Raw genomic sequence first — 25,284 nt, 5'->3', positions numbered from 1 at the left:
ATAATTGACTTTAAAAAGTAAAACTATCGGTATAATTGCCGATGATTTAACCGGTGCAAATGATACTGCTTTGCAATTTCACTTAAAAGGCTGTAATATCCAGATTTTGCTTGATTACACTATAGAACCTTCAGGAAAATCCAACACTCAGGCATGGTCTATAAGTACTGAAACAAGAAATAAACCTGCCAAAGAAGCTTGTGAAGTAGTTACTGATGCAACTCAAAAACTTATAAATAATTTTAATGCAGAATATATCTATAAAAAAATAGATTCAACATTAAGAGGTAATGTGGCAAAAGAAACTTTGGCTGTGTTAAACACAATGAAAGGCGATGCTGCTGTTATAGTTCCTGCTTTCCCCGCTGAAGGAAGAACAACCGTAGGAGGTTATCATCTTTTAAAAGGGGTTCCTCTTGAAAGAACTGAAGTTGCCAGAGATCCGCATTCTCCTATATTTCAGTCGCATATACCGACTCTTTTAAAACAACAGGCGGATAATGATGAAATCATCGGTCATATTCAGCTAATAACGGTTATGAAAGGTGCAGGTCCCGTGCTGTTAGAACTTAACAGGCTTGTCAAAGAAGGGAAAAAACTCATTGTTGTTGATGCCGTTTCTACAACAGATATGGAACAAATAGCCCTCGCTATTGAAAAATCAAACTATAACCTTCTTCCTTGCGGTTCTGCCGGTCTTGCACAAGTACTTACAAAATCATGGCTTCCCGATACAAAATACCAGCATATCCCTAAAGTCATTCCAAAGCTTCCTGTTCTTATTGTTTCAGGAAGTATGGCAAGTCTTTCCAAGACACAGATTAAAAAACTCGCGGAATCTGACGAGTTTGACTCTTATGTACTCGAGCTTTCGTTGGAAGACGTACTTTTAGAACCTTCTGAAGAGCTTGTAAAAAGAATTTTAGAGCATCTTGAAACAGAAAAAATCGTTGCAGTGCATATTAATGTTTCTGATGAAGATGAAGAAGAAAAACTTAAAGAATTGGGTATGGAAAAAGAAAAGATTTCCAGAATTATTACTGACTATCTGGCAAATTTAAGCAATAAAGTCATTAAAAAACAAAACCTTATCTTTCTTACCATTGGAGGAGAAACGTCATATAAGTGCTGCAATGCTATAGGAAGCAAGCAATTACAACTTATTGACGAAGTTGAACCTGCAATTCCTCTTTGTCTTGACCTGGATGCTCAATGGATTGTTACAAAATCAGGCAACTTTGGAATGCCAAACACGCTGGTAAGCATTCTTAAATACTTTAAGCAGCATCAGCCCTAGGTTTTCTTTTTTGTCATCTTGAGGAAATAATGGAACGCAGCAAAAAAATAGCAATAACAATAGGCGATGTGGGCGGGATTGGTCCTGAAATAATAATTAAGGCGCTTAATTCCCCGAATCTTTCTGTGAGTCCGGATGAAATTATACTTATAGGAAATACAAATTTACTTTTTAACACTGCCGCCGAATTGGGTTTTAATTTACCTGATGAAATTGAATTTTTTAATATTCCGCTTGATGTTTCAAAAATTATAATCGGAAAACCAACTGTAGAAGCAGGAGAACATTCTTTTCTTTCTCTTAAAACAGCGTGCGAACTTGCAAATAAAGAAAAGATTAAGGCTATAGTTACAGCTCCTTTATCAAAAGAGGCGATTAACAATGCCGGTTATCATTACACAGGTCAAACAGAAATTTTAGAAAAATTTTTAGGAACTGACCCGGATGCAAGCCCTGAAATGCTTTTTGTTGCAGAAAATTTAAGGGTAATGCTGCTTACACGACATATTAAGCTTGATGCTATTGCTTCTTCATTAACTACAAAAGGCATTATAAAATCAATTTTAGCTTTAAATAATTCTTTAATTAAAGATTTTAAATTAACTAACCCGAGAATTGCGATTTGCGGATTAAATCCTCATGCAGGCGAGAACGGTTTATTGGGAAATGAAGAAAATTGTTTAATTAAACCTGCACTAAATAATCTTAAAAACGAACATAAAATATCCATAGAAGGTTCTTTTCCGGCAGATACTTTATGGGCAAAAGCAGCAAATTCGTACCTGAGAGGGGAAGCTTTGCCTTATGATGCTTATATAGCTTGCTATCATGATCAAGGTTTGATTCCTGTTAAAATGCTTGCAATGGATAAAGCCGTAAATACCACGATAAACCTTACTGTACTGAGGACTTCTCCCAGTCATGGGACGGCATATGATATTGCAGGACAAAATAAGGCAAATTATCAAAGCATGCTGGAAGCAATTAATTTGGCAAACAGACTAAGTTTAAATACAAATAAAGCTTTTACAGTTAATAAAATAAGAGTATAATAAAATTCTTCGGAAAGATAAAACAGGAATAAATCTGTATTATGAGAATGGTAGACATTATAGCTATAAAAAAAAGCGGAAATGCTAATTCTCAAGAAGAAATAAATTTTATTACAAAAGGAATCCTTGATGGTACTGTTCCTGATTACCAGCTTTCTGCGTGGCTCATGGCTGTTTGCTTAAAAGGCATGAATTTCGATGAAAGCTATATGCTTACTCAAGCTATCGTAAATTCAGGAGATATCATTGATTTAAGTGATTTGGGAGATGTTATTGTTGACAAACACAGTACAGGTGGTGTCGGTGATAAAACAACTCTTATTTTAGCTGCACTTCTAGCAGCTGCCGGTATCCCCGTTGCTAAGATTTCCGGAAGAGGGCTTGGTTTTACAGGTGGCACTATTGATAAACTTGAATCAATAAAAGGGTTTAGAGCTTCGCTTTCTAACGAAGAATTTATAAATCAGGTAAAAAATGTCGGAGCTGCAATTGTTTCTCAGACTGCTAATCTCACTCCTGCTGACAAAAAAATCTATGAATTAAGGGATGTTACTTCTACCATTGACAGTATTCCTTTAATAGCAGCTTCTGTAGTATCTAAAAAGTTTGCTGCAGGCTCAAATATTATAGTTCTTGATGTAAAATGCGGAAGCGGCGCTTTTATGAAAACTCTTGAGGAAGCCGAAAAACTTTCCGTTACAATGACAGAAATAGGCAAAAGAGCGGAGAAACCTGTTATATGCGTAATTACATCAATGGAGCAGCCTCTTGGAAACACAGTAGGAAACGGTATTGAAGTTTACGAATCTGTTAAAACTCTTCAAAACAAAGGTCCTTCTGATTTAACCGAACTTTGCTTATATCTTGGAGCCATTAGTCTTATCAAAGCAGGCAAAGTTAAAACTATAGAAGAAGGAAAAGAATTATTAGCCCAAAAACTTAAAGATGGCAGTGCTTTTGAAAAATTCAAACAAATTATTAAAGCTCAAAATGGAGATGTTTCATATTTGGAAGATCCTGATATTTTAATCAGAACAAAGTTTGAATATGAGCTTGTTTCTGAGTCTTCAGGATATATAAACAGACTTGATGCGCTTACCGTAGCAAAAGCCAGCAAAGCTCTTGGAACAGGAAGAGAAAAGAAAGAAGATCCCATAGATTACACAGCGGGCGTACGTTTATACAAAAAAACAGGTGATCCGATAACTAAAGGTGAGCCTTTAGCTAAAATTTACGCAAATTCTGAAGAATCAGGTCAAAATGCAAAGGAACTTTTAAATCAGGCTTACGAAATTTCTTTTGAAAAGCCTCAAATACCGGATTTAATAATTAAAGTGATAGAGTGATTATCAAAAAGGAAAGACATTATGAGTTCTTTAAAGATAATAATTTCTCCTAAAAGCATCGCAGCTTTAATAGCGTTTACTCTTCTGGTTATTTTTATTTACCACACAAAAGATGTTATTTTGCTTTTATTTGCGTCTTTTGTAATTGCAAGCGCTCTTTATCCCACTGTTGACTGGATGAGCAAAAGAATGAAACGAGGCATTGCAGTTGGAATAATTTATCTTGTTGGACTAACGATTTTATCTATTCTTTCAGTACCGTTTTTTGCAATTTTAACGGATCAAACACAAGAATTCGTTAAAGATTTCCCTAAATATTGGACGCATGTTCAATTTTTAATTGATAAAGGAGAAGTTTTAATAGAAAGTACCGGCTATATTCCTGATTATTCGCAGGCATTTACAAATATAACTGCTTTTAGCAAAGATATAGTAAATCAATCAATAAGTCTTACAGTCAATATTTTTGCCGGAATTATAATGACATTTACACTTGCAGTACTGGTATTATTCCTTCTTCTTGATAAAGAAGAAATAAAAACGGGTGTTTTAAGGTTTTTCCCATTTAACTACAGAGAAAAAACCGAATTTATAATTGCTACAATTTCAAAAAAAGTTGGCGGTTATGTAAGAGGGGAGCTTTTGCTTATGTTGGCTGTCGGTGTACTTTCATCTCTTAGTTTGGCGATTGTGGGTATCAAATTTGCCTTTTTATTAGGTTTAATAGCGGGACTTCTGGAAATAGTACCGATTGTCGGACCCATAATAGCTACCCTTCCTGCAATTATAGTAGCTCTTGCTGATAATCCATGGCTCGCTTTATATGTAGTAGTTGCATATTTTGTAATACATCGTGTTGAAAATGTTTTATTAATGCCTTTAATTCTTGGTAAATTCCTTGAACTCCATCCTATAATTATAATTTCAGCTATTTTAATAGCGGGAAGCACGTTAGGTCTATTTGGAATAATTTTGTCACCGGCTCTCGCGGCTTCTATTTGTGTATTGGTTCAAGAGCTTTATTTAAAAAAAATTAATCTGATGGAAGCTTAAAAAAGAATCGGAACGACAGGATTTGAACCTGCGACCCCTACCACCCCAAAGTCGCTATATACTTGCTTTTGCTGCCATTTGGCTTGCTGTAATCTACAAATATCTTGAAATTCCATTTTTTTGTTGTTTTTATATAATTACCGCAAACTAAAGCAAAATTTATTCAATTAGACGGGATTTAGACGGCGGTTTTTTATAATTTTTTATGATTCATGAACTTAAGTAACGATTTTATCATAATATTTACTATTTTTTACAATTAACTCCTTAAATAAATATTATAATATATAGGTTATAATATTTATTGACATTAATAATCTATAGGTTATAATAAATAAAGAATAAAATAATGTATAGGTTATCATTATGGGCAACAGTAGTAAAATAGCAAGAAAACATCTTGATGCAAAGTTTTCAGAAATTAAAAATTTAAGCATTTTTGTACGTCCTCAAAAAGGATGGATAAGGGCTATTCGTAATGCACTAGGGATGACTACAGCTCAACTGGCAAAAAGATTGAATGTTGCTCAACCAAGAGTAATAGCAATTGAAAAAGATGAAGTTTTAGGAAATTTAAAACTTAATACTATAGAAAGTGTTGCAGAGGCATTAGGTTGTAGATTCGTATATGCACTCGTACCTGAACAAGATTTAGAATCAATGGTACATGAACAAGCTAAGAAAAAGGCAATGACATTATTAAATAAAGCAGAACACACTATGAGGCTCGAAAATCAAGCTTCAGTCAGTAATACACATAATGAAATTGAAACTCTTGTCCAAGAGCTACTCAGCGGCTCTACGGCAAGATTATGGGATGAAGAGTAATGGATAATTTATTTGAAGTTGATGAATCTTCAACGCCTTTAACGGAAGAAGAAAAAAATGAATTGATTCCTACATGGATTACATTAAGAAAAGAGCTTAATGAAATTGAACGTGCAGGGATATTAAATGCTGAAAAATGGGTTTTTAGCAGAAAACAAAAAAATATTTTAACAGAAGATTTTATTAAAAAACTTCATAAAAAAATGTTCGGAGATGTTTGGAGTTGGGCAGGAAGATTTCGAACAACGGAAAGAAACATAGGAGTTCCTGCTTGGCAAATAGTAAATGATCTTAGAAATCTCCTCGAAGATACAAAATGCTGGATTGAAAATGAAACTTATCCACCTGATGAAATAGGGGCAAGGTTTCATCACCGTTTAGTATGGATTCATCCTTTTCCAAATGGGAATGGCAGGCATTCAAGGTTAATGACAGATATTTTAATGAAAGACTTAGGGCAGCCTCGGTTTTCTTGGGGAGAAGGCAGTCTTCTTGAATCTTCAGAGTTAAGAAATAAATATATTCAAGCATTAAAAGCAGCTGACAACGGTCAGTTTAAATTACTATTAGATTTTGTCAGGATGAAGTCAAAATAAAAGAAAAGAGTTTTCCAAATTCTGTAATAACATTTTCTCTTCTTCTGATAACACAGGTTCATAGCTCTTGTCTGGAACCTAACCAATTACGTACGGAAATAAATTAAAAACTGTTTAAAAAATCACGCTTAAGGGTATAACTCAAGCATATTAATATCCTCATTGGGGTTAAATAAAATGAGCTTAAGGAAACAAATAAAAAAATTCTTTACTAGCCTTGAGAAATCTAAGAAAACTGAGAAATTAATGGAAGAAAGAATGAATTTAGAAGTTCTTCAGGCTATAAATGATTATGCTGAGTTACTTGATATGGCAAGAAATAACGTTGATATTAGCGTAAAAGATGTAATCTCCAGCTCTTTAATAATCGGATATCTTTTAAAAAGCCATATTGACCGCTATGAGCTTGAACAATGCCTGAAAATGAGTGCTTTTGACTTTTAGGTAAATAAAAAACTATTTTAAATTATTTAATGAAGAAAATGACTATTATGCTAAAAACAGAGATAAATACAGATGAAATAGCTCCCAGATATATTGGTTTGAGTCCTGTTTTTTTCATTCCTGACAAACTTGTTTCAAGTCCTAATCCGATCATAGCTGCGGTCATTAGATAATTATCAATATTTATTAAGCTTTTTGATATATTCTGCGGAATTATATTTAGCGAATTTATTATTATTACTCCCAAAAACATCAACACAAACCAAGGTATTGTTATATTTTTAAAGCTGAATTTATCTGAATTCTTTCTTTTAGATTCTCTTATGCTTAAAAGAATTGTAACAGGAACTATAAGCAATACTCTTGTAAGTTTAACCACAGTAGCAAAAGTTCCTGCCTGATTTGACGCAGCAAAACCTGCCGCTACAACTTGAGCAACTTCATGAATAGAACTTCCTGCCCATAACGAATAAAAAATTGTATTTATATGAAAAACGTGAAATAAAACCGGATAGAAAAGCATAAATACTGTTCCAAAAATTGTTACTATGCCGACAGCAAATGCAACATCTTCTTCATTTTCTGACTTAGTAACAGCGTTTACTGCAACTATTGCAGAAGCTCCGCAAATTGAAGTACCTGCACCGATTAGAATTGATAAACTGCGAGATATATTAAGTTTTTTACCGAGATACCTTGTAAAAATCAAAGTAGCTGAAGTGATTATAAGAATAATTATTGCGGCTTTAAAGCCGAGTTTAGAAACTTCTAAAAGGCTTAGTTTAAAACCCAACAGGATTATCGCAAGTCTTAATACTTTTTTAGAGCAGAGTTTAATGCCTTCGTTCATAATCTCTTTTGTGCCGATAGTATTTTTTATCAGCATTCCGAGAAGTATTGCAATAATAATCGCACTCAGGCTTAAACTTTTAACTAACGGAATATTTTGAATATAAACAGCCAAAGTTGTAAGTACAGCTACAAGAATTAAACCGCTTAAATATTTCTTAATCTCAAACATTAATTTCTTCTTTTGAGTAGATATTTACAAGATTTTCAAGAATTTGTGCAGATTCTTCAACTATAGAAACACAGTTTTTTCTGCGTTCAGTGGGATTATTTTTGTACGGAGCACTTAAAGAAGTACAGCAAGTTACTTTTCTTTTTTCTTTAAACTTTTTTATAAAATCACTCGCAACAGTTCTGTTTAAATTAGTATTTCCTGTGGAATTTTTGCCAAATACACAGCCAAGCACTATTTGTGCCCCTGCAACGGCACCGCAAACACAACCGCTCGACATTCCCCCTGAAAACATTGAAGCAATTTTATGGATTTCTTCTATATTGTCAGATTTATAAATACCACAGTCGTGTGCTGCTTTAATAACAGCCTCTGAACAAGAACTGCCCTTTTCATAATGTTCTTTTGCAAGTTGTGTAAATTTACTCATGTTTATTTCCTCTTTTATCTTAATTTTGTATTCCTGACTTAAATCCTAATTTAACAAGCAAGTTTGCCATAATACAGAAACCTGTAAAAGCAAATATTATAAGATTAAGTCCGACTAATGCAGTTAAAATAAGCCAATATGGACTTACAAAGTATGAAAGAACAGCACTTATTATTGTGATAGTTCCTGCAATAAGCCAAATAACTCTTTCTAAATACCATTTATCTGTTTTTGCAAAATACATAATTATTCTCCTTTATTTCTGAAAAATTCGTAATATAAAATCGGAACGATAATCAAGGTTAGAATCGTAGCAACTACCGCACCGAACATCATAGCAATTGCAAGCCCCTGAAATATCGGGTCGAGTACCATTACAAACGAACCGACAACTACAGCTAAAGCCGTTAAAACAATAGGTCTGAATCTTACAGCACCTGCTTTTATTACCGCATCTTTTAAGCTGCTTCCCGCCTCCTGTTCAAGTTGAATGAAATCAACCAACAAGATTGAATTCCTGACTATTATTCCCGAAAGCGCTATAAATCCAATCATTGAAGTTGCGGTAAAAAACGCTCCGAATATCCAATGCCCAGGTAAAATTCCGACTAAAGTCAACGGAATCGGTGCCATGATGATTAATGGGGTTATAAAATTCTTAAACCAAGCAACTACCAGCACATAAATCAGTACTAAAACCGCTGCAAATGCAATTCCCATATCTCTGAAAACTTCAATAGTAATATGCCATTCGCCGTCCCACTTCATGGAATATTTATTTTCTAACCAAGGTTGAACTATATTGTACTGCTTAAGTTTGTAACCTTCGGCAAGGTTGAGTTTTTCAACTTTCTTCTGCATATCTAATATTGCATAGACAGGGCTTTCGTATTCTTGCGCAACATCACCTATTACATAAGTGACTCTCTTGAGGTTTTTATGATAAATTGTTTTGTCTTCTATGCCCTGCTTCTGTTTTACAAGCTCAGACAACTGTACAAACCCGCCTGATGAAGTCGGAACACTTACGGAATTTAAAGATTGAATGTCCGCTCTTTGAGATTGAGGCATTCTGACTAATATCTCGACAGGCTCTTTTTCGTTATTAAGGTGCAATAATCCTGCCGAAGTTCCGCCAAGCGCTGTTTGTAGACTTTGAGCAATTACTTCTGAACTTATTCCGTTTAAAGCCGCTTTTTCTTTGTCGACTTCAAAAGTTATCTTTGATTGGTCATCTTCAACATACCAGTCAACATCAACAACGCCTTTGGTATTATTGAAAATATTTTTGATTTGCTTTGCAATTTCAACCTGTCTTTTTTCATTAGGTCCGTAAACTTCTGCAACAAGGGTGCTGAGAACAGGAGGACCGGGTGGAATTTCTGCAAGTTTTATTTTAGCTCCGTATTTATCGCCGATTTTCTTTAATTCAGGTCGGAGTCTTTTTGCTATTGCATGACTTTGCGATTTTCTCTTATCTTTTGGAAGAAAATTAATCTGAATATCGGCTACATTGCTTTCTTGTCTAAGAAAATAATGTCTTACAAGTCCGTTAAAATTATACGGAGCTGAAGTTCCGACATAGCTTTGATAATTTACAACTTCAGGAACTGTCTGAATATACTTGCCGAGTTCCTGAGTAACCATAGCCGTCTGTTCAAGTGTCGTTCCCGCCGGCATATCAATTATCAACTGAAGTTCGCTTTTGTTATCAAACGGCAGCATCTTAAATTGTACGGCTTTCAGCGGAATTAATAGCATCGAAACAACTAGCAACCCGAGAATTACAGCAATAGCTTTCAGGCGTTTATTTCTGTTTTCAATTAATGAAGTTATGATTTTTTTATAATAATCAATAAATTTGCTGTCTTCTTCTTCATCGTGACCTGTTGATTTTACATTTTTCAAAACTATAAAACTGAGCCACGGACTGACTATAAAAGCTACAAGCAATGAAAACACCATAGCAGCAGAAGCACCGACAGGAATCGGGCGCATATAAGGACCCATAAGACCCGATACAAATGCCATAGGTAAAAGCGAAGCAACTACTGTAAATGTTGCAAGAATAGTAGGGTTTCCTACTTCGTCAACAGCTTTTATCGCAGTTTTCAGACTGGCTCCTTCTATTTTGAAGTGCCTGTGAATATTCTCTACGACCACTATTGCATCATCTACAAGAATCCCTATCGAGAATATAAGGGCAAAAAGTGTCACCCTGTTTAAAGTATAGCCGAGCAGATAACTTATTAACAAAGTCAGTGCAAGAGTTACAGGAACTGCGACCGCTACGACAACCGCTTCTCTTTTGCCTAAAAATAAAGCAATGAGTATAATTACAGAAATCGTAGCAATCATCATATGCTCAAGAAGTTCATCAGACTTGTCTTTTGCAGTTTCTCCGTAATTTCTGGTTACTGTGACATTTACATCGTGAGGGATAAGTTCGCCTTTTAAAGCTTCGACTTTTTTAATAGCATCTTCGGCTATAACAGTTGCATTAGCTCCTTTTTTCTTTGACAAAGAAATTGTCACAGCTTCATTAGAGCCTGTTTTTTTATCCCAATTAAAAACATAGTTAGAAGGTTCTTCCGCTGTATCCTGAATATCCGCAACATCTTTGAGATAAACAGGTGCTCCGTTAGAAGTATTTACGACAAGATTACCTATTTCGTCAGAATTATTTAAGAATCCGCCTGTCTGAACGGTAAATTCATTATTGTTTGAAGAAAATTTTCCAGAATCTGCAATAAAATTTGACTTCTGAATGGCTTGGGTTATTTGAAACGGACTTAAGTTATATCCTCTGAGTTTTACGGGGTCAAAAGTTACTTTTACCTGTCTTTTCTGCCCGCCTATTATATTAACTTCGGAAACATCATTACCTTTTTTGAGTTCATCACCGACTTCTCCTGCTATTCTTCTTAATTCGTATCCTGAATAGTTTTTATCGGTGCTTGATAAAGTCATAGAAAGAATCGGAACATCGTCAATCGACCGAACTTTAACCAACGGCTGCGATACTCCCTGCGGAATTTTGTCATAATTCGACATTAATTTGTTATAAAGCTTAACTATACTCTTTTCTTGGTCTTGTCCAACATAAAACCTGACTATAGTTAAATTCATGCCTGGTTTGACGATAGAATAAACATATTCAACGCCTTTTATTTCCCATAAAAGTTTTTCCATAGGCTTTGTAACACGTGATTCCACTTCATGAGCAGAAAGCCCCGGAGCTTGCACAAAAACATCTGCCATAGGAACAATAATTTGCGGTTCTTCTTCTCTCGGAGTAACCGCCACCGCGAATATTCCCAGAATTATAGAAGCTAAAATTATAAGCGGAGTAAGTTTTGATTGTATAAAAGCTTTAGCAATTCTGCCTGATATTCCGAGATTCATTTAACTTCTCCCCCGTCAACAGCTTTATCAACACCCTTTGTTATAACTTTATCGCCATTGTTTAAACCTGAAAGCACTTCAACATTATTGCCAAAAGTTTTTCCTGTTCTTATCAGTCTGTAAGAAATTATATTTTTCTCATCAACCGTATAAACTCCTGTCAATTGTCCTTTTTGGACAACTGAATTTTGAGGAACAGCTATAGCTTCTTTTTTAGCGGTGGGTATTTTAACTTTGACGTAACCGCCTGAATTTAAACCTAAAAAAGCAATTTTAACCTTGAAAGTTCTTGTCATCGGGTCTATTTTAGGAATTACAGAAGTTATTTTACTTTTAATTTCTTTGCCATCTGATTCAAGATAAACAGGTGTGCCGATTTTGATTTTATCAATCATACTTTCGTTAATATCTGCAACAAGTTCAAGGTTTGAAGTGGTTTCGATAGTTAATAGAGGCTGTCCCGAAACTGCCATACTTCCTAAATCAATATTTTTCTCAACAACTATGCCCGACACAGGTGCAGTTACTCTTGAATAACTCTGATAAACGCCGACTTCTCCCAGACCTGCTTTAGCTCTTTTTACTCCCTGCATTGCCTTTTGGTATTCCAAATCAGCAACTTGTTTTTGGGTGGAAATCTGGTCAAATTCCTGTTTGGTGAGGACATTTTCTTTATATAAATTTTCATATCGCTGATAGGTTTTATTTGTTAGTTTTCTGTTTTGGTCAGCTTCTTCTGTTCCTTTCAATGCTTCATTAACTCCTGCCTGAGCACCAATAGCTTTTTGAACGGTATCTCTGCTGTCTATAGTTAATAAAAGCTGCCCTGCTCTTACCTTATCGCCCTCCTTCACTCTTAAAGAAGTCACCCGCCCCATTATCATGCTTGAAACAACACTTGAAATCTTAGATTTGACAGTTGCAGAAGTTTCATAAAAATCATCAACAGCTGTTTTATTTATGGCTTTGACTTCAATGCCTGAAATTTGAGGTTTATCTGAGGCTTGTTCCTTTTTAGACGTACAACCTGCTGTTAATGCAGACAATATTATCAATGAAAGTATTATTTTTTTCATAATTGTTTTCCTTTCTACTCAATCCCCAAGTCTTTGAACAAAATACCGCTTTCAAAACTAAGACTCAGTAATGCAACTTTATAATCGTTAGTAGTTTTAACCACATCCGCTCTTGCTTTATCAAGATTAATCTGAGCATCAAGCAGGTCAACCATAGGTGATAAAGAGTTTTCCCATCTCTTTAAAACAAGCCTTTTACCTTCTTCAGCGGTTTTTAAAGCAGAAGTTGAGAGTTCAAGATTTTTCTGAACTTCTTCTATGTTTTGACAGGATTCAAAAATCTTGTATGCTATTTGATTCTTAAACCCTTCAAGATAGTCCTGTGCTTCTAAAACCATGTCTTTTGCCTGTAATTTTTTGTTTTTTGTCTTTAATCCGTCAAAAACTTCCCATTTAACAGCAGCACCTGCAATAAAGTTATGTCCTTCCGCTGCAAAAGGCGCTCTGTTATCATAAAGCTGATACGAACCGAAGCTTGATACACTCGGGTAATAATCAGATTCTGCATATTTAACATTGTTGTTGGCATTTTCAACTTTTGCTTCGAGGGATTTTACGTCATTTCGAGAAGCAATAGCTGTATCTGCATAATCGATATTTTTTATACAGAGCTGAGGAGTTACGGAATTTATCTCCACAGAAGTACGTATTCCGAGAAGCAATCCCAATGCTCTTTTGGCAAGACTTAAATTCTTATTGGCTGAAACAAGCTTTTGTTCAGCCTCCGTTACTGCCGTAGAAGCTCTTAAAACATCAGAGTATAGCCCTAACCCTGTTTTAAATCTAACCTGCGCAATTCTTAAATGTTCTTTTGAATCAACAACTGCTTTTTGAGATACATTAATGTATTCTTGTGCCGTCATTGCCGATAAATAAGTTTTAGAAACATTAAAAGCAATTTCTTCCTGCTTTCTGAAAAAATCAAAAGTCTGAGCAGAGTATTCTTTTTTTGCCATATCCAACCCTACAAAAGATTTTCTGACATATATCGGTTGTTCCAGAGTTACGGCTGTAAGAAAATTGTTTATTGTATCAGGCTTATTAAACGACCCGGGTGCATTGGCTAAATCCCCGGAAGTAAACCTTCTCTGATTTATCCTGAGAGCAAAATCAACAGCAGGATTGTTTGTGCTTATAAAAATTTCATCAAATCTGACTTTCGGCATAAGGTCGCTTTTGGCGATGCCTATTTCTCTTTGTTGCGCCGATAAGGAATTTCTTAATGCTTTTAATTCATTGTTGTTTTGAAGGGCACAGTTAATAGCTTCTTTCATAGATAAAGCAGAAGAAGGTTTTATCTCCTGTTGTGCAAATACAGGATTTATAAGTAATAAAAATGTTAGAAATATTAATAATTTACGCATTTTCCAACTCCGAAACAATATTTTAGACTTCATGTATTGCTCGCATAGGGCAAAAGCTTATACATTTTTTACACTCAATACAGATTTCATTATTAATGACAGGAAGCTTATAATCTGTTTGAGAAATAGCATTCACAGGGCAAACTTTTATTGCGGGACATCTGTGATTTTGAGGGCACTTATTTTTGTCAATTGTTATCATTATTTTACCTCCAATGTTTCAAGCTCCAAGGCTTGTATCATTTTTTCAACAATTTTGTTAGTTACTTTATAGCAAATTTCATTTCCGTTTCTGTATCCTTCTATAATGTCAGCATTTTTTAAAATATTTATATGCTGAGATACATTAGGCTGAGGCATATTTAAATGAGTAACCATTTTTGTTACGTTGCATTCTTTTTTCTGTATAAGTCCGCAAACTATTCTCAGCCTTATCGGATGGGATAAAGCTTTAAATATTTCTGCCATTTCTTCGCATTTGTTTTTCATAATTTGTTTTATCCTATATATGTTTTTGTAAAATTGATTTAAGTTGAGTTTTTTGATGAAAACCTGACATTCTTTCAATAAGTTTTCCGTCTTTGAACAAAAGAAGGGCAGGAATTCCGCTTACATTAAATTCACCTGCCTTTAGCCGGTTTTCATCAACATTTATTTTTACAAATTTTACTTTTCCTTCTAATTCCTGTGATAAATCATCAATTACAGGAATCTGCATTTTACAAGGTCCGCACCACGGTGCCCAAAAATCAACCAATACAGGAAGCGTTGACCTTTTAACTTCATTATCAAAAACTACATCTGAAACTTCTAATGCTTTGCTCATAATTTTTTCTCCTTATCTATATAAAATAATAATTATATAAGAATATCTTTATATAATTATATTAATATATGTTTTTGGAAAAGTATAGTGTATTTAAGAAAATCTTAATAATTTGTATTTTTTTATAATTTTTCTCCTGTAAAAAAGTAGTGATAAGGTAAAATATTATGATTTTTAATGTTAGTAAATCCTGAAGCTTCAAGATGATTAAATACAATATTTTCTGATATACGAATTTTAGCAGGAGGTCCTTCCGGAGTTTCTTCTGGCTTCCAGTCAATTACAGCAATTTTTCCGCTATTCTTTAAAAGGCGATAAGATTCTAAGAGCATTGATTTAGGTTCTTCAAGTTCATGATACAAATTTATAAAATAAGCTAAGTCTGCTATGCCATCAGGAATTGGGATTAAATTTTCTTCGCATTTTGTTGGAATAATACTGCAATTCCCTTCATTAGAAAGGTTTTCTTTCATCCAGTTAATCATAATGTCTGCTGTATCACAGGCATATATTTTTCCTTGAGTCATTTTTTTACAGAACAGTGAAGCAAAAAATCCTGTACCTGCTCCTACATCAACTAAGGCTTCAGGATTCGACATGTTTAATGTTTCCCAGATTAAATCAGGATTCAGCGTTTTTGCCCTATCAGGATTGTTTAATTTTTCCAGTTTTTTAGGGTCAAATTTAATGGATTCAGTCATTTTTATTCTCTTTTAAGTACACTTCACAACTCTGACAAGACTTCTCGCAAGCTTTCTGTGCAAGTTCCCAGCATTTTTTTTCACGTTCTTTTAAAGCAGCACAATTTATTCTTACTTCAAGCGGACAATCTTTTAACTTCCAGCATGGCATAAATTCCAGTAATTTTTTGATTCCGGGAATACTTAGATTTTCTTCATGGATAAGTTTTCTTATACATTGAATCCACGCTATGTCATTTTGAGAAAACATTCTCTTCCCGCCTTGTCGAGAAGGTTTAATCAATCCTTCATCTTCATAAATCCGCAGGGTTCTAGGGTGGACATCCAGAATCTTAGAAGCTACACCCATAGGATATACAGGTAAATTTTCATCAACTTGCATTTTTCACCTAATTAAAGATATTTAACTCATTATCTAAAATTTTAATTGCACTTGACAATTCAAATTGTCAACTTATATTATAATAGTAACATTCAATAAGAGTTTACTATGAAAATAAGCAGCGGTAAATTTTTTAAATTTTAATGACCAAAAAACAGAAGGGGACTAAACTTATGAAAATTGCGATTCCGACAGAGAATGATAAATTATGTGCTCACTTTGGAAGCTGTAAGCTTTTTACATTTATTGAAGTTGATGAAACATCAAATAAAATAATCTCCAAAGAAACAAAAAAACCTGAAGGGCATTGTCATGAATACATGTCACCATGGGTATCGGAAAATGGAGCAACTATTGTTATAGCAGGAGGAATGGGAATTCCTGCACAGGAAATGCTTAAACAGCAAGGAATTAAAGTTATTGTTGGGGCTCCGATTGAAGAACCTGAAAAACTTGTTTTGGATTATTTGAATGGAGCTTTAAAAACAGTTTCTAATTCCTGTAGTTGCGGTTGCAGTCATTAAAACTTAAAGAGAAACAGTTCCAAGTTTTGTAAAATCAGGATAGCCTAAATTAGTTGAAATAATCAGTTATTTTATCTTTAATCTGATTTCGTACTTCTCTAAAAACCTTGCCTAGAAAAACAGGACAAGCTTCTTTAGCATTATCACAAACCGTTATTATTATGTCAAAAGTCTGATTTATAAATTCATTAACATGCTTAGATTTTTGTCCTGAAATATCAATGCCGATTTCTTTCATCACTTTTATTGCATTTTTATTGACAACAGATGGTTTTGTTCCTGCACTAAAAACTTCATATTTATCTTCATAATAATGAAGCAATAAACCTTGTGCTATCTGGGAACGACATAAATTTCCTGTGTCCTAATTGAGATAAAATATCAACTAAAAACTATTCTTAAGAACTAATCAGTAAACACTAATTAAATGGTATTCTAATTATTATATAATAGCTGGTTTTGCAGGAAAATATAAATGCTTAAGTTTTCAAAATATTTCATTATTTTATTTTTAATTTCTGCTATTTTGCCTTTGTTTTTAATGTTTTCCTGGCATCAATATCAAGAGAAACATTTAAAGAAAGATAAAGAACAGCGTATTTTTTCAATTGGCTTTAAGCAGTTGAATTTTACAAGTAAAAACTATTTAAAAGTAAGAGAGAATAATATTTTACGAGTTATAGAAAATACTCCGATAAAAGATATTTCTTTAAAACAATTAAAAAATATTTTAGAAGTAAAACAGGTAAGTTGGATAGCTGCTAATAAGGACTTTGTAGTCAAAAACTTAAATCAATATGAAAGAATAACTGCATATTATGATTTAACGGAAAATCAGGACAATAAAAAACCGGAATTGTCAGCTGTTTATATTGTCCCTTTTAAAAAAGTTGATATCAGCGGAATTAAGATTGTTTATAAAGTTGATATTAAAGAATTATTTCCGGCAGGTCCTTTCGATATGGAGTTGTATTCAGGAGATAAAATAAATAAAAATAATCTTTTGGAAACAGTAAAAGATCCGTTTTCACCGCCATTTCTATTAAAAGAAAATAAAAAAAGATTACCGGAAAATGAACTTACGGGAATTCCAAAAAATAAAAATATTCCGCATGATGTAATAAAATTAACTGATTATAGAGGTAAAACAATTGCTTCAATATTGTTAAAACGTCATAATCCGCCCCCCGGACCTTGGATTGCACCTGAAAAACTCGGAATGATAATTTTATTTACAGGCGCATTATTTAGTTTATTTATTGGCTTATATCTCAATAATAACTTTATAAAACCTTTGTTAACCCTGTCTAATGCTTTAAATAAATTACAACAGGGTGAATTATTGTCCCAATTAAATACAAATATCGCCCAAAAAGAATTACAACATGCGTTTGAAAGTTTTAATAAAGTCGTAACAGGATTAAAAGAGAAAGAAGAAATAAGAAACAGTTTTATATCAAACCTGACCCATGATCTTAGAACTCCTTTGATAGCTCAGGAAAAAACGCTTGAATTAATTTCAAAAGAATTTGAAGAATTAGGATTAAAAGACAGTTTTGAACTGGCGAAAAATCTTGAAAAAAATAACAGCCATATTTTGAGAATGGTAAACCTTATTCTTGAAGCATACCGCTTTGACTTAAAAGATTTAAAACTCACTATGACAAAGATAAATCTTTATGATGTGGTCGAAAATTGCTTTGAGCAACTACAAATTTTAGCTCAAGAGAAAAATATATGTTTAATAAATCAAATCCCGAATGATTTTCCCTTTATAGTTGCTGATCAAAATTCTTTAAACAGAATATTTTTAAACCTTGTATCAAATTCAATTGAAAATATCTCAGATGAAGGCAAAGTTTTGATATCTGTGGATTCTTATGAAAAATTCATTAATATTAATATTGAAGATAACGGGAACGGTATTTTGCAGGAAGACATTGAACATATATTTGATCGGTACTTTACAGGGAAAAGTTATGAAAGAAAAATAGGTTCGGGTCTGGGATTATTTGTATGTAAAGAGTTAATCCGGCTTCATAACGGAGAAATCTCCGTTCAAAGCGAAAAAGATAAATATACAAGATTTATAATAAAATTGCCTACTAAATTTGAAGAGAATTGGATATAAATAATTATGAAAATAAAAATACTTATCGCTGAAGATCATGAACTTACAAGACAAAGAATAGCTTTCGGATTAAAAAAATATTCGGAAATTGAAGTTTTGGCAGAAGCTGAAAATGGTAAGAAAATTATAGATTTAGCGATAAAATTAAATCCTGATTTAATTTTAATGGATATATCAATGCCTGTTTTGAACGGAATTGATGCCACAAAAGAAATTAAACAATATAATCCGAATATCAAAATTATTATGTTTACGTCTTATACCGAAAAAGAAAATGTATTGTCTGCCTTTAATTCAGGTGCTGATGCATATTGTATGAAAAATATTAAAATTGATGAGCTTATAAATATAATAAAAACTGTTAATGAAGGAACTATGTGGATTGATTCTTCTGTTGCTGCATATATTATGGAATATCTTCAGTCAAAAACAATTAGTAATCAAATACAAAAAGAAAATCAAGAAACTTATACTGATTTTGGATTAACTCCAAGAGAAAAAGACGTTTTGAGGCTTATTGCAGAAGGATTAAGTAATAAAGATATATCTGAACAGCTTTCATTATCTGTTTACACAGTCAAATATCATGTAAGCAATGTTATTCAAAAGCTATCCGTTGATGACAGAACACAAGCTGCACTCTTAGCTTTAAAAGAAAGAATTTTATAAAATACCTGTTCTTAAGAACTAAAACAAACCAGTTCTTAAGCCTGATGGCTAAAGGGTTGTAGTTTATATTTATACACAATATTTCTGTTTTTAAGAAATTAATTTCGGAATGTTAAAAATGTAAAGTTGAAAAGTAAATTGTCAATATATATGTGTGATAAGCGAACAAGTCTTTTTCTGTATTTCGGAATAACGTTTTTTGTTTTCAGACACTTAAAATTTTTTAAAAACATGTGTATTATAAAAATACAAATAAAATACTTAATATGAAAAACGACATAAAATAGTTTTTTAGTTTATCAGGAGATTAAGAAATGAAAAAAATTGTAATCGCAACCTTAGCTTTATCTGTTGCATTAATTTCATTTGCATCTATGAACTGTCAAAGAGCCGAAGCACAAGGACGAAACCCTCAAGGAGGAGGACAACCGCAATGGCAAGAACAAAGACAAAATAATCAAAATAATCGTCAAGAATTTCAACAAGAGCAAAAGCAAAACAGACAAGAATTCAACCAAGATCAAAAACAAGACAGACAAGAATTTCAACAAGAACAGAAGCAAGATTTTAGACAAGGACAAAATAATCAAAATAATCAACAAAATTACAGACCACAAGGCGGACCAAACGGCGGGCAACAAGGTCCACCTCCTCAAGGTCAAATGGGACAACAGGGTCAAATGAGACCACAAGGTCCACCACCGCAAAACAAAATGAGACAAAATAATGGCGAACAACAAGGACCACCGCCTCAAGGGCAAATGGGACAAAATAATCAACAAAATTTCAGACCACAAGGTGGACAAAATAGTAGACAACAAAGCAATCAAGGTTCTCAATCGCAAAGCGGATCAAATACAAATGGAGGAAAACCTGTAATCGGTCAAAATCTTCAAAGAAAACTAACTGAATTAGGTCTTCAATCATCAGGTGATAAAGCTACAGATATACAAAATATCAGAGCAGCTATGCAGGCTAAAAAAAACAATAACAATAGTTCCGGCTCCGAACAATAAATTGAAAAACAAGTGTTTAAAATGGCGAAACATATTCTGTTTCGTCATTTTAATAAATGAATGTTGAAAATTCACAGTTGAATTTAATTAGTCCTTCAGAACTAAAATAAAACTATTCTTAAGCCAGATAATTAAAAGATTTAAATCTTATATACTTAAAATATATTAAATCACTATTAGTTTTATTTAATTAGGAGAAGAATTATGAGCATCGAATCAGTAGGATCATCATCCGGCAGACCGCCGATTAACCCACAAATTTTGGCACAGCTACTTGCTCTTGGATTACAACCTCAAGGATCAATGCAAGCAGACTTGGCGGCTATTAAGGCAGCCCAAGCCACTCAAACTTCAATCCAAACCAATAATAATCAAAGTATTTTTGCTTCAACATTAAACGCACAAAGTTCTCAGCCTAAACAAGGTGGAGCAGCTTGGTCAAACATTATGGACGAGCTTGGCATCAAGGGTTCAGGTACTTCTGCGGGTGATGCTTCAAACATATTAGCCATTCTTGAAAAAAAATCGCCTGAAGAAGCTGCTGCAATAATAGCAAACTGTCAAGCAGCAGGGCTTTCTCTAAATGCTCCTCAATCAAATGGAGAATCTCAGAGTAAACCGGAAATAGGTAAAAATCTTTTAGCTAAACTTGCTGAATTAGGTCTTCAATCTTCAGGAAATAAAGCTACTGATGTAGCAAATATTCAAAAAGCACATCAAGGAGATAAACCTAAAGGCGGCGGAGCACCTTGGTCAAGCATTATGGATGAACTTGGCATTAAAGGTTCAGGTTCAGCAGAAGGAGACGCTACTAATATATCAGCTTTGATTGCAACTATGCAGCCTGATGAAGCAGCTTCAATTACCTCAAGATGTCAAGCTTTAGGACTTACTATAAGTACACCAACATAAAATTAACTATATTCAAACAAATACAAAAAAAGGGGAGAAGTAAATTCTATGAATTTTCTCCCTTTTTGTATGAAAAAATTATTATGAGGACTGTAAGATGATATCAGGAATTCAATTTAATCCGTATATAAATCAAAAACCGCCTATAGATCCACAAATTCTTATACAGCTTCAATCTCTCGGATTAAAACCAACCGGCTCAAGAGAAGGTGATTTGGCTGCAATTCAACAAGCCAAATCTGGCAATACTGACTCTGCAAACAACACAGATCAAGCTAATAAAGCATCTACACTAATGGCATCTCAAACACAACAGGGACATAAAGGCGGAGCTCCATGGTCAAGTATTATGGACGAGCTTGGTATTAAAGGTTCGGGTTCAGCAGCAGGTGATGCTGCCAATATATCAGCTATAATAGCAACTATGCAACCTAACGAAGCGTCTTCAATTGCATCAAGATGCCAAGCAGTCGGACTTTCTGTAAGTGTTCAAAATGCACAATCCATAGACCCATATGCCGGACAAAATCAGGTTGCAGAAATGAATAAATTTTTTCTTCTCAAATAGGCTTTCAAATAGCTTTTCTCTAAGTTAAAATTTAAGCTATTTCTCGAAAGGAGAGTTTTTTGAACAAAATTTTTATAAGATTATTGGCATTATTAATCTCATCAAATATTTTCATGTTCTGCTGTGACAATATAGCATATGGTGAAAATAACCGACCTCCAAAACAATCCGGAGGCTACTCTATGGAACAGGCGATGTCTGACAGGGCTCAACTTAGCACAATTGCTTTCAACGGGCTTGCCTTTATTACCGGCAGTGCAGGTGCAGACACATTTATGCCACCGGGTAAAGTTGCTGATTTTTTTGGTTTTCAATATATGCGTGATGTTGATACGGCAGGTTATGGGCATAACACTACTTTTCTTTCAAAAGCAGCAAATAATGTATTGAAAATTTTAACAAATGAGCAAAAAGCGAAATTGATCGCTCTTGCAAAAGAACAAGAACCTGTTTATGTTAATTTTGCATATAACCGTTTTCCGTTAATGACCGCTTTTCGTAGAAATTTAGAAGGTAATATCCCAACAGGTGCAACAGAGTTAAACTCTTATGCTGTTAAAACCTATACCGGAAATCTTTACACACTGGATGCACAGTTGACCTTTCGTCGTGCAGAGGTTGTAGGAAAAATTATTTCCTCATTTACACCGAAACAAAAGTCATATCTTGCAAAAATGAAATTTGATAATTCGGCAACGTGGTCAGATGTACCTGAAGACGAAAACCTTAAAAGAGGTTTAACCAATATGCAATTTGTAGCGGTAATGACTTATGCAAGTGAACTTTTTTCCTGGTATAAAGGTGGTATAAACGCTGATGCGTATTTCTGTCCCGAACGTCACGGCACATATTTTGGCGGTTTTTATATGAAAGATTATCCTGCCATGCACAATCCGAATTATTTTATTAGCACGTCCCTCACAGGGGATAGTGGTCAGGATTTTTTAAACATTCTAAATTCTACACAAAGACAACGCATTACAAGCATTATTAGTGAACAACGCAATGCAATGAAGGAAATTGCAAATATTCGTATTTCTGTAGCAACAGAACTTCGTAAAGCAATGAAAGGGCAAAAAATAAATAAAGAAAAAGTGTATTCCTTAATAAAACGTTATGGCGAACTGGATGGACAGATATCATGTCTTTATGCTTCTCGATTTGCAGAAGTTGATAAAACTCTCAGCCAACGGCAGCATGAAGACATGACCAATCTTCGCAATTTAACGGTTGTTCCTGAAGGTGCATATATGTTTTCAACACTTGTAGCCACACCGCAAGTACCAAATACCAACTTCTTCTTTGGAGTAGGCAAAGTCCCACAAAATGCAGGAAAAACACCAGCTTCTGCAAGTTTTTGGAATGCAAGAAACTACCGACCGCCAAGGGGATAACTTTACAAATTGCTTTTAATTTTATCCTGCTGATAATGCATCATTTTTTTCAATCCTTTTTTACAACAATTAATTGTATTAAATATTGTAATATAAAGATTCAATTTATAACGAAAATTCAGCAATAGTTTTGTCTTTCATATCATCGTTAATGCCGATATAGCGGAGGGTCACACTAGGCGCAGAATGGTTAAAAATATCCTGCAATAGTGCCACGTCTTTGAACTGTTGGTAGTGCCAGTACCCGAAAGTCTTTCTCAGAGTATGTGTGCCGATTTTGTCGCATAAACCTGTAGCCTTGACAGCATCATTAATAATTTTATACGCTTGCACTCTGGTAATCGGTCTGTTATTTCCTTTCCTGCTGGAAAACAAGAACTGTTCAGAGGTCATAGAAACGATGTAATTGTCGAAGCAGGTCTTAAGTGTAGGGGATATATAAAAACGTTTGTTTTTGCCCGTTTTAGTTTCCCTGAACTCAATATGGCTTTTATCCTTCACATCAGACACTCTTAGTTTTAGTAGGTCTGATATTCGCAAACCTGTATTGATTCCTGAAACAAACAACAAATAATCCCGATAACCGTTTTTTAAGAGAATATTTTTTACTTTTTCTATACAATTTTTATCTCGAAGAGGTTGTACAAATTCCATAGCTGAAAACTCCTATATGTTTTATTAAGTATTACTATTGGATACAATATGTAAGATATATCAAGTACTTGCTTTTTAAATTTTGCCTCTTGTTCTTATGTTGTCTACATTTTGACGATTTGAACGAAATTAACACAATCTACATTGTGTAAGATTCATTCATTTTTTAGCTCAGTTAATAAATGTTGTTTTTAAAGCCCTGATTTTTTAAATTACAAAGCCAAGTATGCAAAAAATCGTTAAGCTGTTTTTTATACAACAGGTTTATTTTATTCACTTCTGGATATACTTCGTGATAAACGCTAATATAATCATTTTGATATGTTAATGCTTCTGCTGTTTTATTTTTTGGGTTTATTCTAACAGTCATATCGGGATCTGCCATAAGATCCCCGTTTAATTTTCCGTAATGAGTCAGGGATAAAAATATAAATTCCGTGTTCTTTTCTAATAATTCAACTGAAAGATCCATATATCCTGAATTTTTTAGTTTTAAATTGTATCCCGCATTATGTTTTATAAATTCCGGCAGGTTTATAATTTCATTCAGTTTTTCATAAAGGTTTTCAAATTTATTTAAAGCTGCTTTATTGTTCATTTTTACCATCCTTTTCAATGTTTTTAGCTAACTCTTCTTCATACATAGCGTTATATATTATGTCTTCAAGTTCTTTTATCCGTTTGTCCTTTTCTTTGCAATGATTACACATTTTACTAACTCCTATGCTGAATATTCATTTTTGCTTTAGAGGGAGGAAGGGGACTAAGCCCCTGCCTTCAAGATTTTATCGGCTACTGATATTATCTTTTGTGCTGATTTTTCAGGAAATCCCTTTTCCTTATACCAAGATTGAATATAGCCACGACAGTAGCAAGAACCTTCCAATCCAAGCGATTCCAGTACTAGTAAGGCTGTAGCCTCTGCCTCAGCTTCTACAAGGTTTATGGGTAAGTCCTTATTGTCTGCCATTGCTTCTTTATCTGTATGACCTAGTAAAATATGTGCTATTTCATGAAATAGGGTTTTTGTCGGGAGTTGTGCAAGCGGATTTATTGCAATTTCATTGTTAAATGTGGCATATCCCTGACAATTCCCATTTATGGAACTAAAAGGAATTTCTTTTATTTTAAGTTCTTGCAATGCTTTTTCTTTGTTCCAGTTTTTAGGCATATCATCGGGTTTGAATTCTTCTCCAGCAGTTTGAGATAAAGCAAACCAGTATTTTTTAAATACAAAGTCTTTATAGTTGTATTTCTCAATCTTTCCTGATCCAAGCATTTTTTTTATTTGTTCTTTGGGTGTGCTATAAGGAATTTGTTTTTTACTGTCAGTAAACTTGTACCAAGTCTTTTGTACCGGCATACAGAGTTCAAGTGCCTTTTCACCTTTTTTGACTTGCCTGTTTATTTCTTTCCACTGGTTAAAAGTTTTAATAGGGGTTATGTCTTTTTTCATAGCGGATAACTGCCAACAGGCATAAATCCGATTCAACAGACTGAAGTTATGGAATGCCCGATAAGCTTCCATGAGTTTGCCCTCTTTCGTTACAGCATCCTTTAATAGGTCGCTGTAGTTAATTTGATTTTGTTCCAAT

At 33.9% G+C, this 25,284-nt stretch carries 29 protein-coding genes and 1 pseudogene; 14 read left to right on the top strand and 16 right to left on the bottom strand.

Features of this window, described 5'->3' with window-relative positions:
* The first annotated feature begins 4 nt into the window (after positions 1 to 4).
* From WCG23_00345 to WCG23_00315, 7 genes are all read left to right on the top strand, one after another.
* The gene (locus WCG23_00345; GenBank protein MEI8388308.1) at positions 5 to 1,297 is read left to right on the top strand and encodes a four-carbon acid sugar kinase family protein; all 1,293 of its coding nucleotides are present in this window, start codon (positions 5 to 7) and stop codon (positions 1,295 to 1,297) included.
* A 29-nt stretch (positions 1,298 to 1,326) separates the two neighbouring features.
* Positions 1,327 to 2,349, top strand: a complete 1,023-nt coding sequence (gene pdxA / locus WCG23_00340) for a 4-hydroxythreonine-4-phosphate dehydrogenase PdxA (GenBank protein ID MEI8388307.1) — start codon at positions 1,327 to 1,329, stop codon at positions 2,347 to 2,349.
* Between the two features lie 41 nt (positions 2,350 to 2,390).
* Positions 2,391 to 3,695, top strand: a complete 1,305-nt coding sequence (locus WCG23_00335) for a thymidine phosphorylase (protein ID MEI8388306.1) — start codon at positions 2,391 to 2,393, stop codon at positions 3,693 to 3,695.
* A 21-nt stretch (positions 3,696 to 3,716) separates the two neighbouring features.
* Positions 3,717 to 4,748, top strand: a complete 1,032-nt coding sequence (locus tag WCG23_00330) for an AI-2E family transporter (protein MEI8388305.1) — start codon at positions 3,717 to 3,719, stop codon at positions 4,746 to 4,748.
* 366 nt (positions 4,749 to 5,114) lie between these two features.
* Positions 5,115 to 5,576, top strand: a complete 462-nt coding sequence (locus tag WCG23_00325; GenBank protein MEI8388304.1) for a mobile mystery protein A — start codon at positions 5,115 to 5,117, stop codon at positions 5,574 to 5,576.
* On the top strand, positions 5,576 to 6,172 hold the full coding sequence (locus WCG23_00320) for a mobile mystery protein B (protein ID MEI8388303.1): 597 nt from the start codon (positions 5,576 to 5,578) through the stop codon (positions 6,170 to 6,172). Before WCG23_00325 ends, WCG23_00320 begins: the two co-directional genes overlap by 1 nt.
* 258 nt (positions 6,173 to 6,430) lie before the next feature.
* Positions 6,431 to 6,616 (top strand): hypothetical protein, encoded by a 186-nt coding sequence (locus WCG23_00315; GenBank protein MEI8388302.1) that lies wholly within the window; start codon positions 6,431 to 6,433, stop codon positions 6,614 to 6,616.
* Between the two features lie 22 nt (positions 6,617 to 6,638).
* Here the strand turns inward: WCG23_00315 and WCG23_00310 are convergent, their stop codons facing one another.
* From WCG23_00310 to WCG23_00260, 11 genes are all read right to left on the bottom strand, one after another.
* Positions 6,639 to 7,637 (bottom strand): YeiH family protein, encoded by a 999-nt coding sequence (locus tag WCG23_00310; protein ID MEI8388301.1) that lies wholly within the window; start codon positions 7,635 to 7,637, stop codon positions 6,639 to 6,641.
* Positions 7,630 to 8,067, bottom strand: a complete 438-nt coding sequence (locus WCG23_00305; protein ID MEI8388300.1) for a C-GCAxxG-C-C family protein — start codon at positions 8,065 to 8,067, stop codon at positions 7,630 to 7,632. Before WCG23_00305 ends, WCG23_00310 begins: the two co-directional genes overlap by 8 nt.
* 19 nt (positions 8,068 to 8,086) lie before the next feature.
* Positions 8,087 to 8,311, bottom strand: a complete 225-nt coding sequence (locus WCG23_00300) for a DUF2892 domain-containing protein (protein MEI8388299.1) — start codon at positions 8,309 to 8,311, stop codon at positions 8,087 to 8,089.
* Positions 8,312 to 8,313: 2 nt separating this feature from the next.
* Entirely contained in the window at positions 8,314 to 11,472 is a 3,159-nt protein-coding gene (locus WCG23_00295; protein ID MEI8388298.1) for an efflux RND transporter permease subunit, read from the bottom strand.
* On the bottom strand, positions 11,469 to 12,548 hold the full coding sequence (locus WCG23_00290; GenBank protein MEI8388297.1) for an efflux RND transporter periplasmic adaptor subunit: 1,080 nt from the start codon (positions 12,546 to 12,548) through the stop codon (positions 11,469 to 11,471). The genes WCG23_00295 and WCG23_00290 overlap by 4 nt, the downstream gene beginning before the upstream one ends.
* 14 nt (positions 12,549 to 12,562) lie before the next feature.
* Positions 12,563 to 13,912: a TolC family protein gene (locus WCG23_00285; protein MEI8388296.1), complete on the bottom strand. Its 1,350-nt coding sequence runs from the start codon at positions 13,910 to 13,912 to the stop codon at positions 12,563 to 12,565.
* A 22-nt stretch (positions 13,913 to 13,934) separates the two neighbouring features.
* On the bottom strand, positions 13,935 to 14,114 hold the full coding sequence (locus tag WCG23_00280; GenBank protein ID MEI8388295.1) for a 4Fe-4S binding protein: 180 nt from the start codon (positions 14,112 to 14,114) through the stop codon (positions 13,935 to 13,937).
* Positions 14,114 to 14,401, bottom strand: coding sequence for a metalloregulator ArsR/SmtB family transcription factor (locus WCG23_00275; GenBank protein ID MEI8388294.1), 288 nt, complete (start codon positions 14,399 to 14,401; stop codon positions 14,114 to 14,116). The genes WCG23_00280 and WCG23_00275 overlap by 1 nt, the downstream gene beginning before the upstream one ends.
* Positions 14,402 to 14,414: 13 nt before the next feature.
* A complete protein-coding gene (gene trxA, locus WCG23_00270; protein MEI8388293.1) occupies positions 14,415 to 14,738 on the bottom strand; it encodes a thioredoxin in 324 nt (107 codons plus the stop codon).
* A gap of 122 nt (positions 14,739 to 14,860) precedes the next feature.
* Positions 14,861 to 15,439, bottom strand: a complete 579-nt coding sequence (locus WCG23_00265) for a class I SAM-dependent methyltransferase (protein MEI8388292.1) — start codon at positions 15,437 to 15,439, stop codon at positions 14,861 to 14,863.
* Positions 15,432 to 15,821: a MerR family transcriptional regulator gene (locus WCG23_00260; GenBank protein MEI8388291.1), complete on the bottom strand. Its 390-nt coding sequence runs from the start codon at positions 15,819 to 15,821 to the stop codon at positions 15,432 to 15,434. Before WCG23_00260 ends, WCG23_00265 begins: the two co-directional genes overlap by 8 nt.
* Positions 15,822 to 15,994: 173 nt before the next feature.
* Here WCG23_00260 and WCG23_00255 point away from each other — a divergent pair, with 173 nt between their 5' ends.
* On the top strand, positions 15,995 to 16,345 hold the full coding sequence (locus WCG23_00255; GenBank protein MEI8388290.1) for a NifB/NifX family molybdenum-iron cluster-binding protein: 351 nt from the start codon (positions 15,995 to 15,997) through the stop codon (positions 16,343 to 16,345).
* A gap of 49 nt (positions 16,346 to 16,394) precedes the next feature.
* Here the strand turns inward: WCG23_00255 and WCG23_00250 are convergent.
* Positions 16,395 to 16,694 (bottom strand): annotated as a pseudogene (locus WCG23_00250) (arsenate reductase ArsC).
* A 126-nt stretch (positions 16,695 to 16,820) separates the two neighbouring features.
* On the opposite strand from WCG23_00250, the gene WCG23_00245 reads away from it, so the two are divergent.
* From WCG23_00245 to WCG23_00220, 6 genes are all read left to right on the top strand, one after another.
* A complete protein-coding gene (locus WCG23_00245; GenBank protein ID MEI8388289.1) occupies positions 16,821 to 18,476 on the top strand; it encodes a HAMP domain-containing sensor histidine kinase in 1,656 nt (551 codons plus the stop codon).
* Between the two features lie 6 nt (positions 18,477 to 18,482).
* On the top strand, positions 18,483 to 19,145 hold the full coding sequence (locus WCG23_00240) for a response regulator transcription factor (protein MEI8388288.1): 663 nt from the start codon (positions 18,483 to 18,485) through the stop codon (positions 19,143 to 19,145).
* 314 nt (positions 19,146 to 19,459) lie between these two features.
* Positions 19,460 to 20,161, top strand: coding sequence for a hypothetical protein (locus tag WCG23_00235; protein ID MEI8388287.1), 702 nt, complete (start codon positions 19,460 to 19,462; stop codon positions 20,159 to 20,161).
* Between the two features lie 204 nt (positions 20,162 to 20,365).
* Positions 20,366 to 21,073 (top strand): hypothetical protein, encoded by a 708-nt coding sequence (locus WCG23_00230; protein ID MEI8388286.1) that lies wholly within the window; start codon positions 20,366 to 20,368, stop codon positions 21,071 to 21,073.
* Positions 21,074 to 21,170: 97 nt separating this feature from the next.
* The gene (locus tag WCG23_00225; GenBank protein MEI8388285.1) at positions 21,171 to 21,641 is read left to right on the top strand and encodes a hypothetical protein; all 471 of its coding nucleotides are present in this window, start codon (positions 21,171 to 21,173) and stop codon (positions 21,639 to 21,641) included.
* A 59-nt stretch (positions 21,642 to 21,700) separates the two neighbouring features.
* Complete coding sequence (locus tag WCG23_00220) at positions 21,701 to 23,035, top strand: hypothetical protein (GenBank protein MEI8388284.1); 1,335 nt, start codon at positions 21,701 to 21,703, stop codon at positions 23,033 to 23,035.
* Between the two features lie 105 nt (positions 23,036 to 23,140).
* Here WCG23_00220 and WCG23_00215 read toward each other — a convergent pair whose 3' ends face one another.
* The 4 genes from WCG23_00215 to WCG23_00200 all read right to left on the bottom strand — a co-directional run bounded on the left by WCG23_00215 (position 23,141) and on the right by WCG23_00200 (position 25,283).
* A complete protein-coding gene (locus tag WCG23_00215; protein MEI8388283.1) occupies positions 23,141 to 23,689 on the bottom strand; it encodes a site-specific integrase in 549 nt (182 codons plus the stop codon).
* 175 nt (positions 23,690 to 23,864) lie between these two features.
* The gene (locus WCG23_00210; protein MEI8388282.1) at positions 23,865 to 24,287 is read right to left on the bottom strand and encodes a DUF1249 domain-containing protein; all 423 of its coding nucleotides are present in this window, start codon (positions 24,285 to 24,287) and stop codon (positions 23,865 to 23,867) included.
* A complete protein-coding gene (locus WCG23_00205) occupies positions 24,277 to 24,399 on the bottom strand; it encodes a hypothetical protein (protein ID MEI8388281.1) in 123 nt (40 codons plus the stop codon). Before WCG23_00205 ends, WCG23_00210 begins: the two co-directional genes overlap by 11 nt.
* 53 nt (positions 24,400 to 24,452) lie before the next feature.
* Positions 24,453 to 25,283 carry an ArdC-like ssDNA-binding domain-containing protein gene (locus WCG23_00200; GenBank protein ID MEI8388280.1) on the bottom strand — a complete coding sequence of 277 codons (831 nt, stop codon included), beginning with the start codon at positions 25,281 to 25,283 and terminating at the stop codon, positions 24,453 to 24,455.
* Position 25,284 lies beyond the last annotated feature (1 nt).

Source organism: bacterium (assembly GCA_037147175.1).
Classification (GTDB): Bacteria; Cyanobacteriota; Vampirovibrionia; order Gastranaerophilales; family UBA9971; genus UBA9971.
This window is presented reverse-complemented; position numbering and strand designations above follow the sequence as displayed.

Bases quoted from the DNA above. Each gene is read 5' to 3' on its own strand.
- WCG23_00285 (MEI8388296.1), bottom strand. From the start codon at position 13,912: ATGCGTAAATTATTAATATTTCTAACATTTTTATTACTTATAAATCCT.
- WCG23_00225 (MEI8388285.1), top strand. From the start codon at position 21,171: ATGATATCAGGAATTCAATTTAATCCGTATATAAATCAAAAACCGCCT.
- WCG23_00330 (MEI8388305.1), top strand. From the start codon at position 3,717: ATGAGTTCTTTAAAGATAATAATTTCTCCTAAAAGCATCGCAGCTTTA.
- WCG23_00280 (MEI8388295.1), bottom strand. From the start codon at position 14,114: ATGATAACAATTGACAAAAATAAGTGCCCTCAAAATCACAGATGTCCC.
- WCG23_00310 (MEI8388301.1), bottom strand. From the start codon at position 7,637: ATGTTTGAGATTAAGAAATATTTAAGCGGTTTAATTCTTGTAGCTGTA.
- WCG23_00265 (MEI8388292.1), bottom strand. From the start codon at position 15,439: ATGACTGAATCCATTAAATTTGACCCTAAAAAACTGGAAAAATTAAAC.
- WCG23_00300 (MEI8388299.1), bottom strand. From the start codon at position 8,311: ATGTATTTTGCAAAAACAGATAAATGGTATTTAGAAAGAGTTATTTGG.
- WCG23_00245 (MEI8388289.1), top strand. From the start codon at position 16,821: ATGCTTAAGTTTTCAAAATATTTCATTATTTTATTTTTAATTTCTGCT.
- WCG23_00205 (MEI8388281.1), bottom strand. From the start codon at position 24,399: ATGTGTAATCATTGCAAAGAAAAGGACAAACGGATAAAAGAACTTGAA.
- WCG23_00275 (MEI8388294.1), bottom strand. From the start codon at position 14,401: ATGAAAAACAAATGCGAAGAAATGGCAGAAATATTTAAAGCTTTATCC.
- WCG23_00255 (MEI8388290.1), top strand. From the start codon at position 15,995: ATGAAAATTGCGATTCCGACAGAGAATGATAAATTATGTGCTCACTTT.
- WCG23_00295 (MEI8388298.1), bottom strand. From the start codon at position 11,472: ATGAATCTCGGAATATCAGGCAGAATTGCTAAAGCTTTTATACAATCA.
- WCG23_00335 (MEI8388306.1), top strand. From the start codon at position 2,391: ATGAGAATGGTAGACATTATAGCTATAAAAAAAAGCGGAAATGCTAAT.
- WCG23_00210 (MEI8388282.1), bottom strand. From the start codon at position 24,287: ATGAACAATAAAGCAGCTTTAAATAAATTTGAAAACCTTTATGAAAAA.
- WCG23_00215 (MEI8388283.1), bottom strand. From the start codon at position 23,689: ATGGAATTTGTACAACCTCTTCGAGATAAAAATTGTATAGAAAAAGTA.
- WCG23_00320 (MEI8388303.1), top strand. From the start codon at position 5,576: ATGGATAATTTATTTGAAGTTGATGAATCTTCAACGCCTTTAACGGAA.
- WCG23_00290 (MEI8388297.1), bottom strand. From the start codon at position 12,548: ATGAAAAAAATAATACTTTCATTGATAATATTGTCTGCATTAACAGCA.
- WCG23_00305 (MEI8388300.1), bottom strand. From the start codon at position 8,067: ATGAGTAAATTTACACAACTTGCAAAAGAACATTATGAAAAGGGCAGT.
- WCG23_00315 (MEI8388302.1), top strand. From the start codon at position 6,431: ATGAATTTAGAAGTTCTTCAGGCTATAAATGATTATGCTGAGTTACTT.
- trxA (MEI8388293.1), bottom strand. From the start codon at position 14,738: ATGAGCAAAGCATTAGAAGTTTCAGATGTAGTTTTTGATAATGAAGTT.
- WCG23_00325 (MEI8388304.1), top strand. From the start codon at position 5,115: ATGGGCAACAGTAGTAAAATAGCAAGAAAACATCTTGATGCAAAGTTT.
- WCG23_00260 (MEI8388291.1), bottom strand. From the start codon at position 15,821: ATGCAAGTTGATGAAAATTTACCTGTATATCCTATGGGTGTAGCTTCT.
- WCG23_00240 (MEI8388288.1), top strand. From the start codon at position 18,483: ATGAAAATAAAAATACTTATCGCTGAAGATCATGAACTTACAAGACAA.
- pdxA (MEI8388307.1), top strand. From the start codon at position 1,327: ATGGAACGCAGCAAAAAAATAGCAATAACAATAGGCGATGTGGGCGGG.
- WCG23_00230 (MEI8388286.1), top strand. From the start codon at position 20,366: ATGAGCATCGAATCAGTAGGATCATCATCCGGCAGACCGCCGATTAAC.
- WCG23_00235 (MEI8388287.1), top strand. From the start codon at position 19,460: ATGAAAAAAATTGTAATCGCAACCTTAGCTTTATCTGTTGCATTAATT.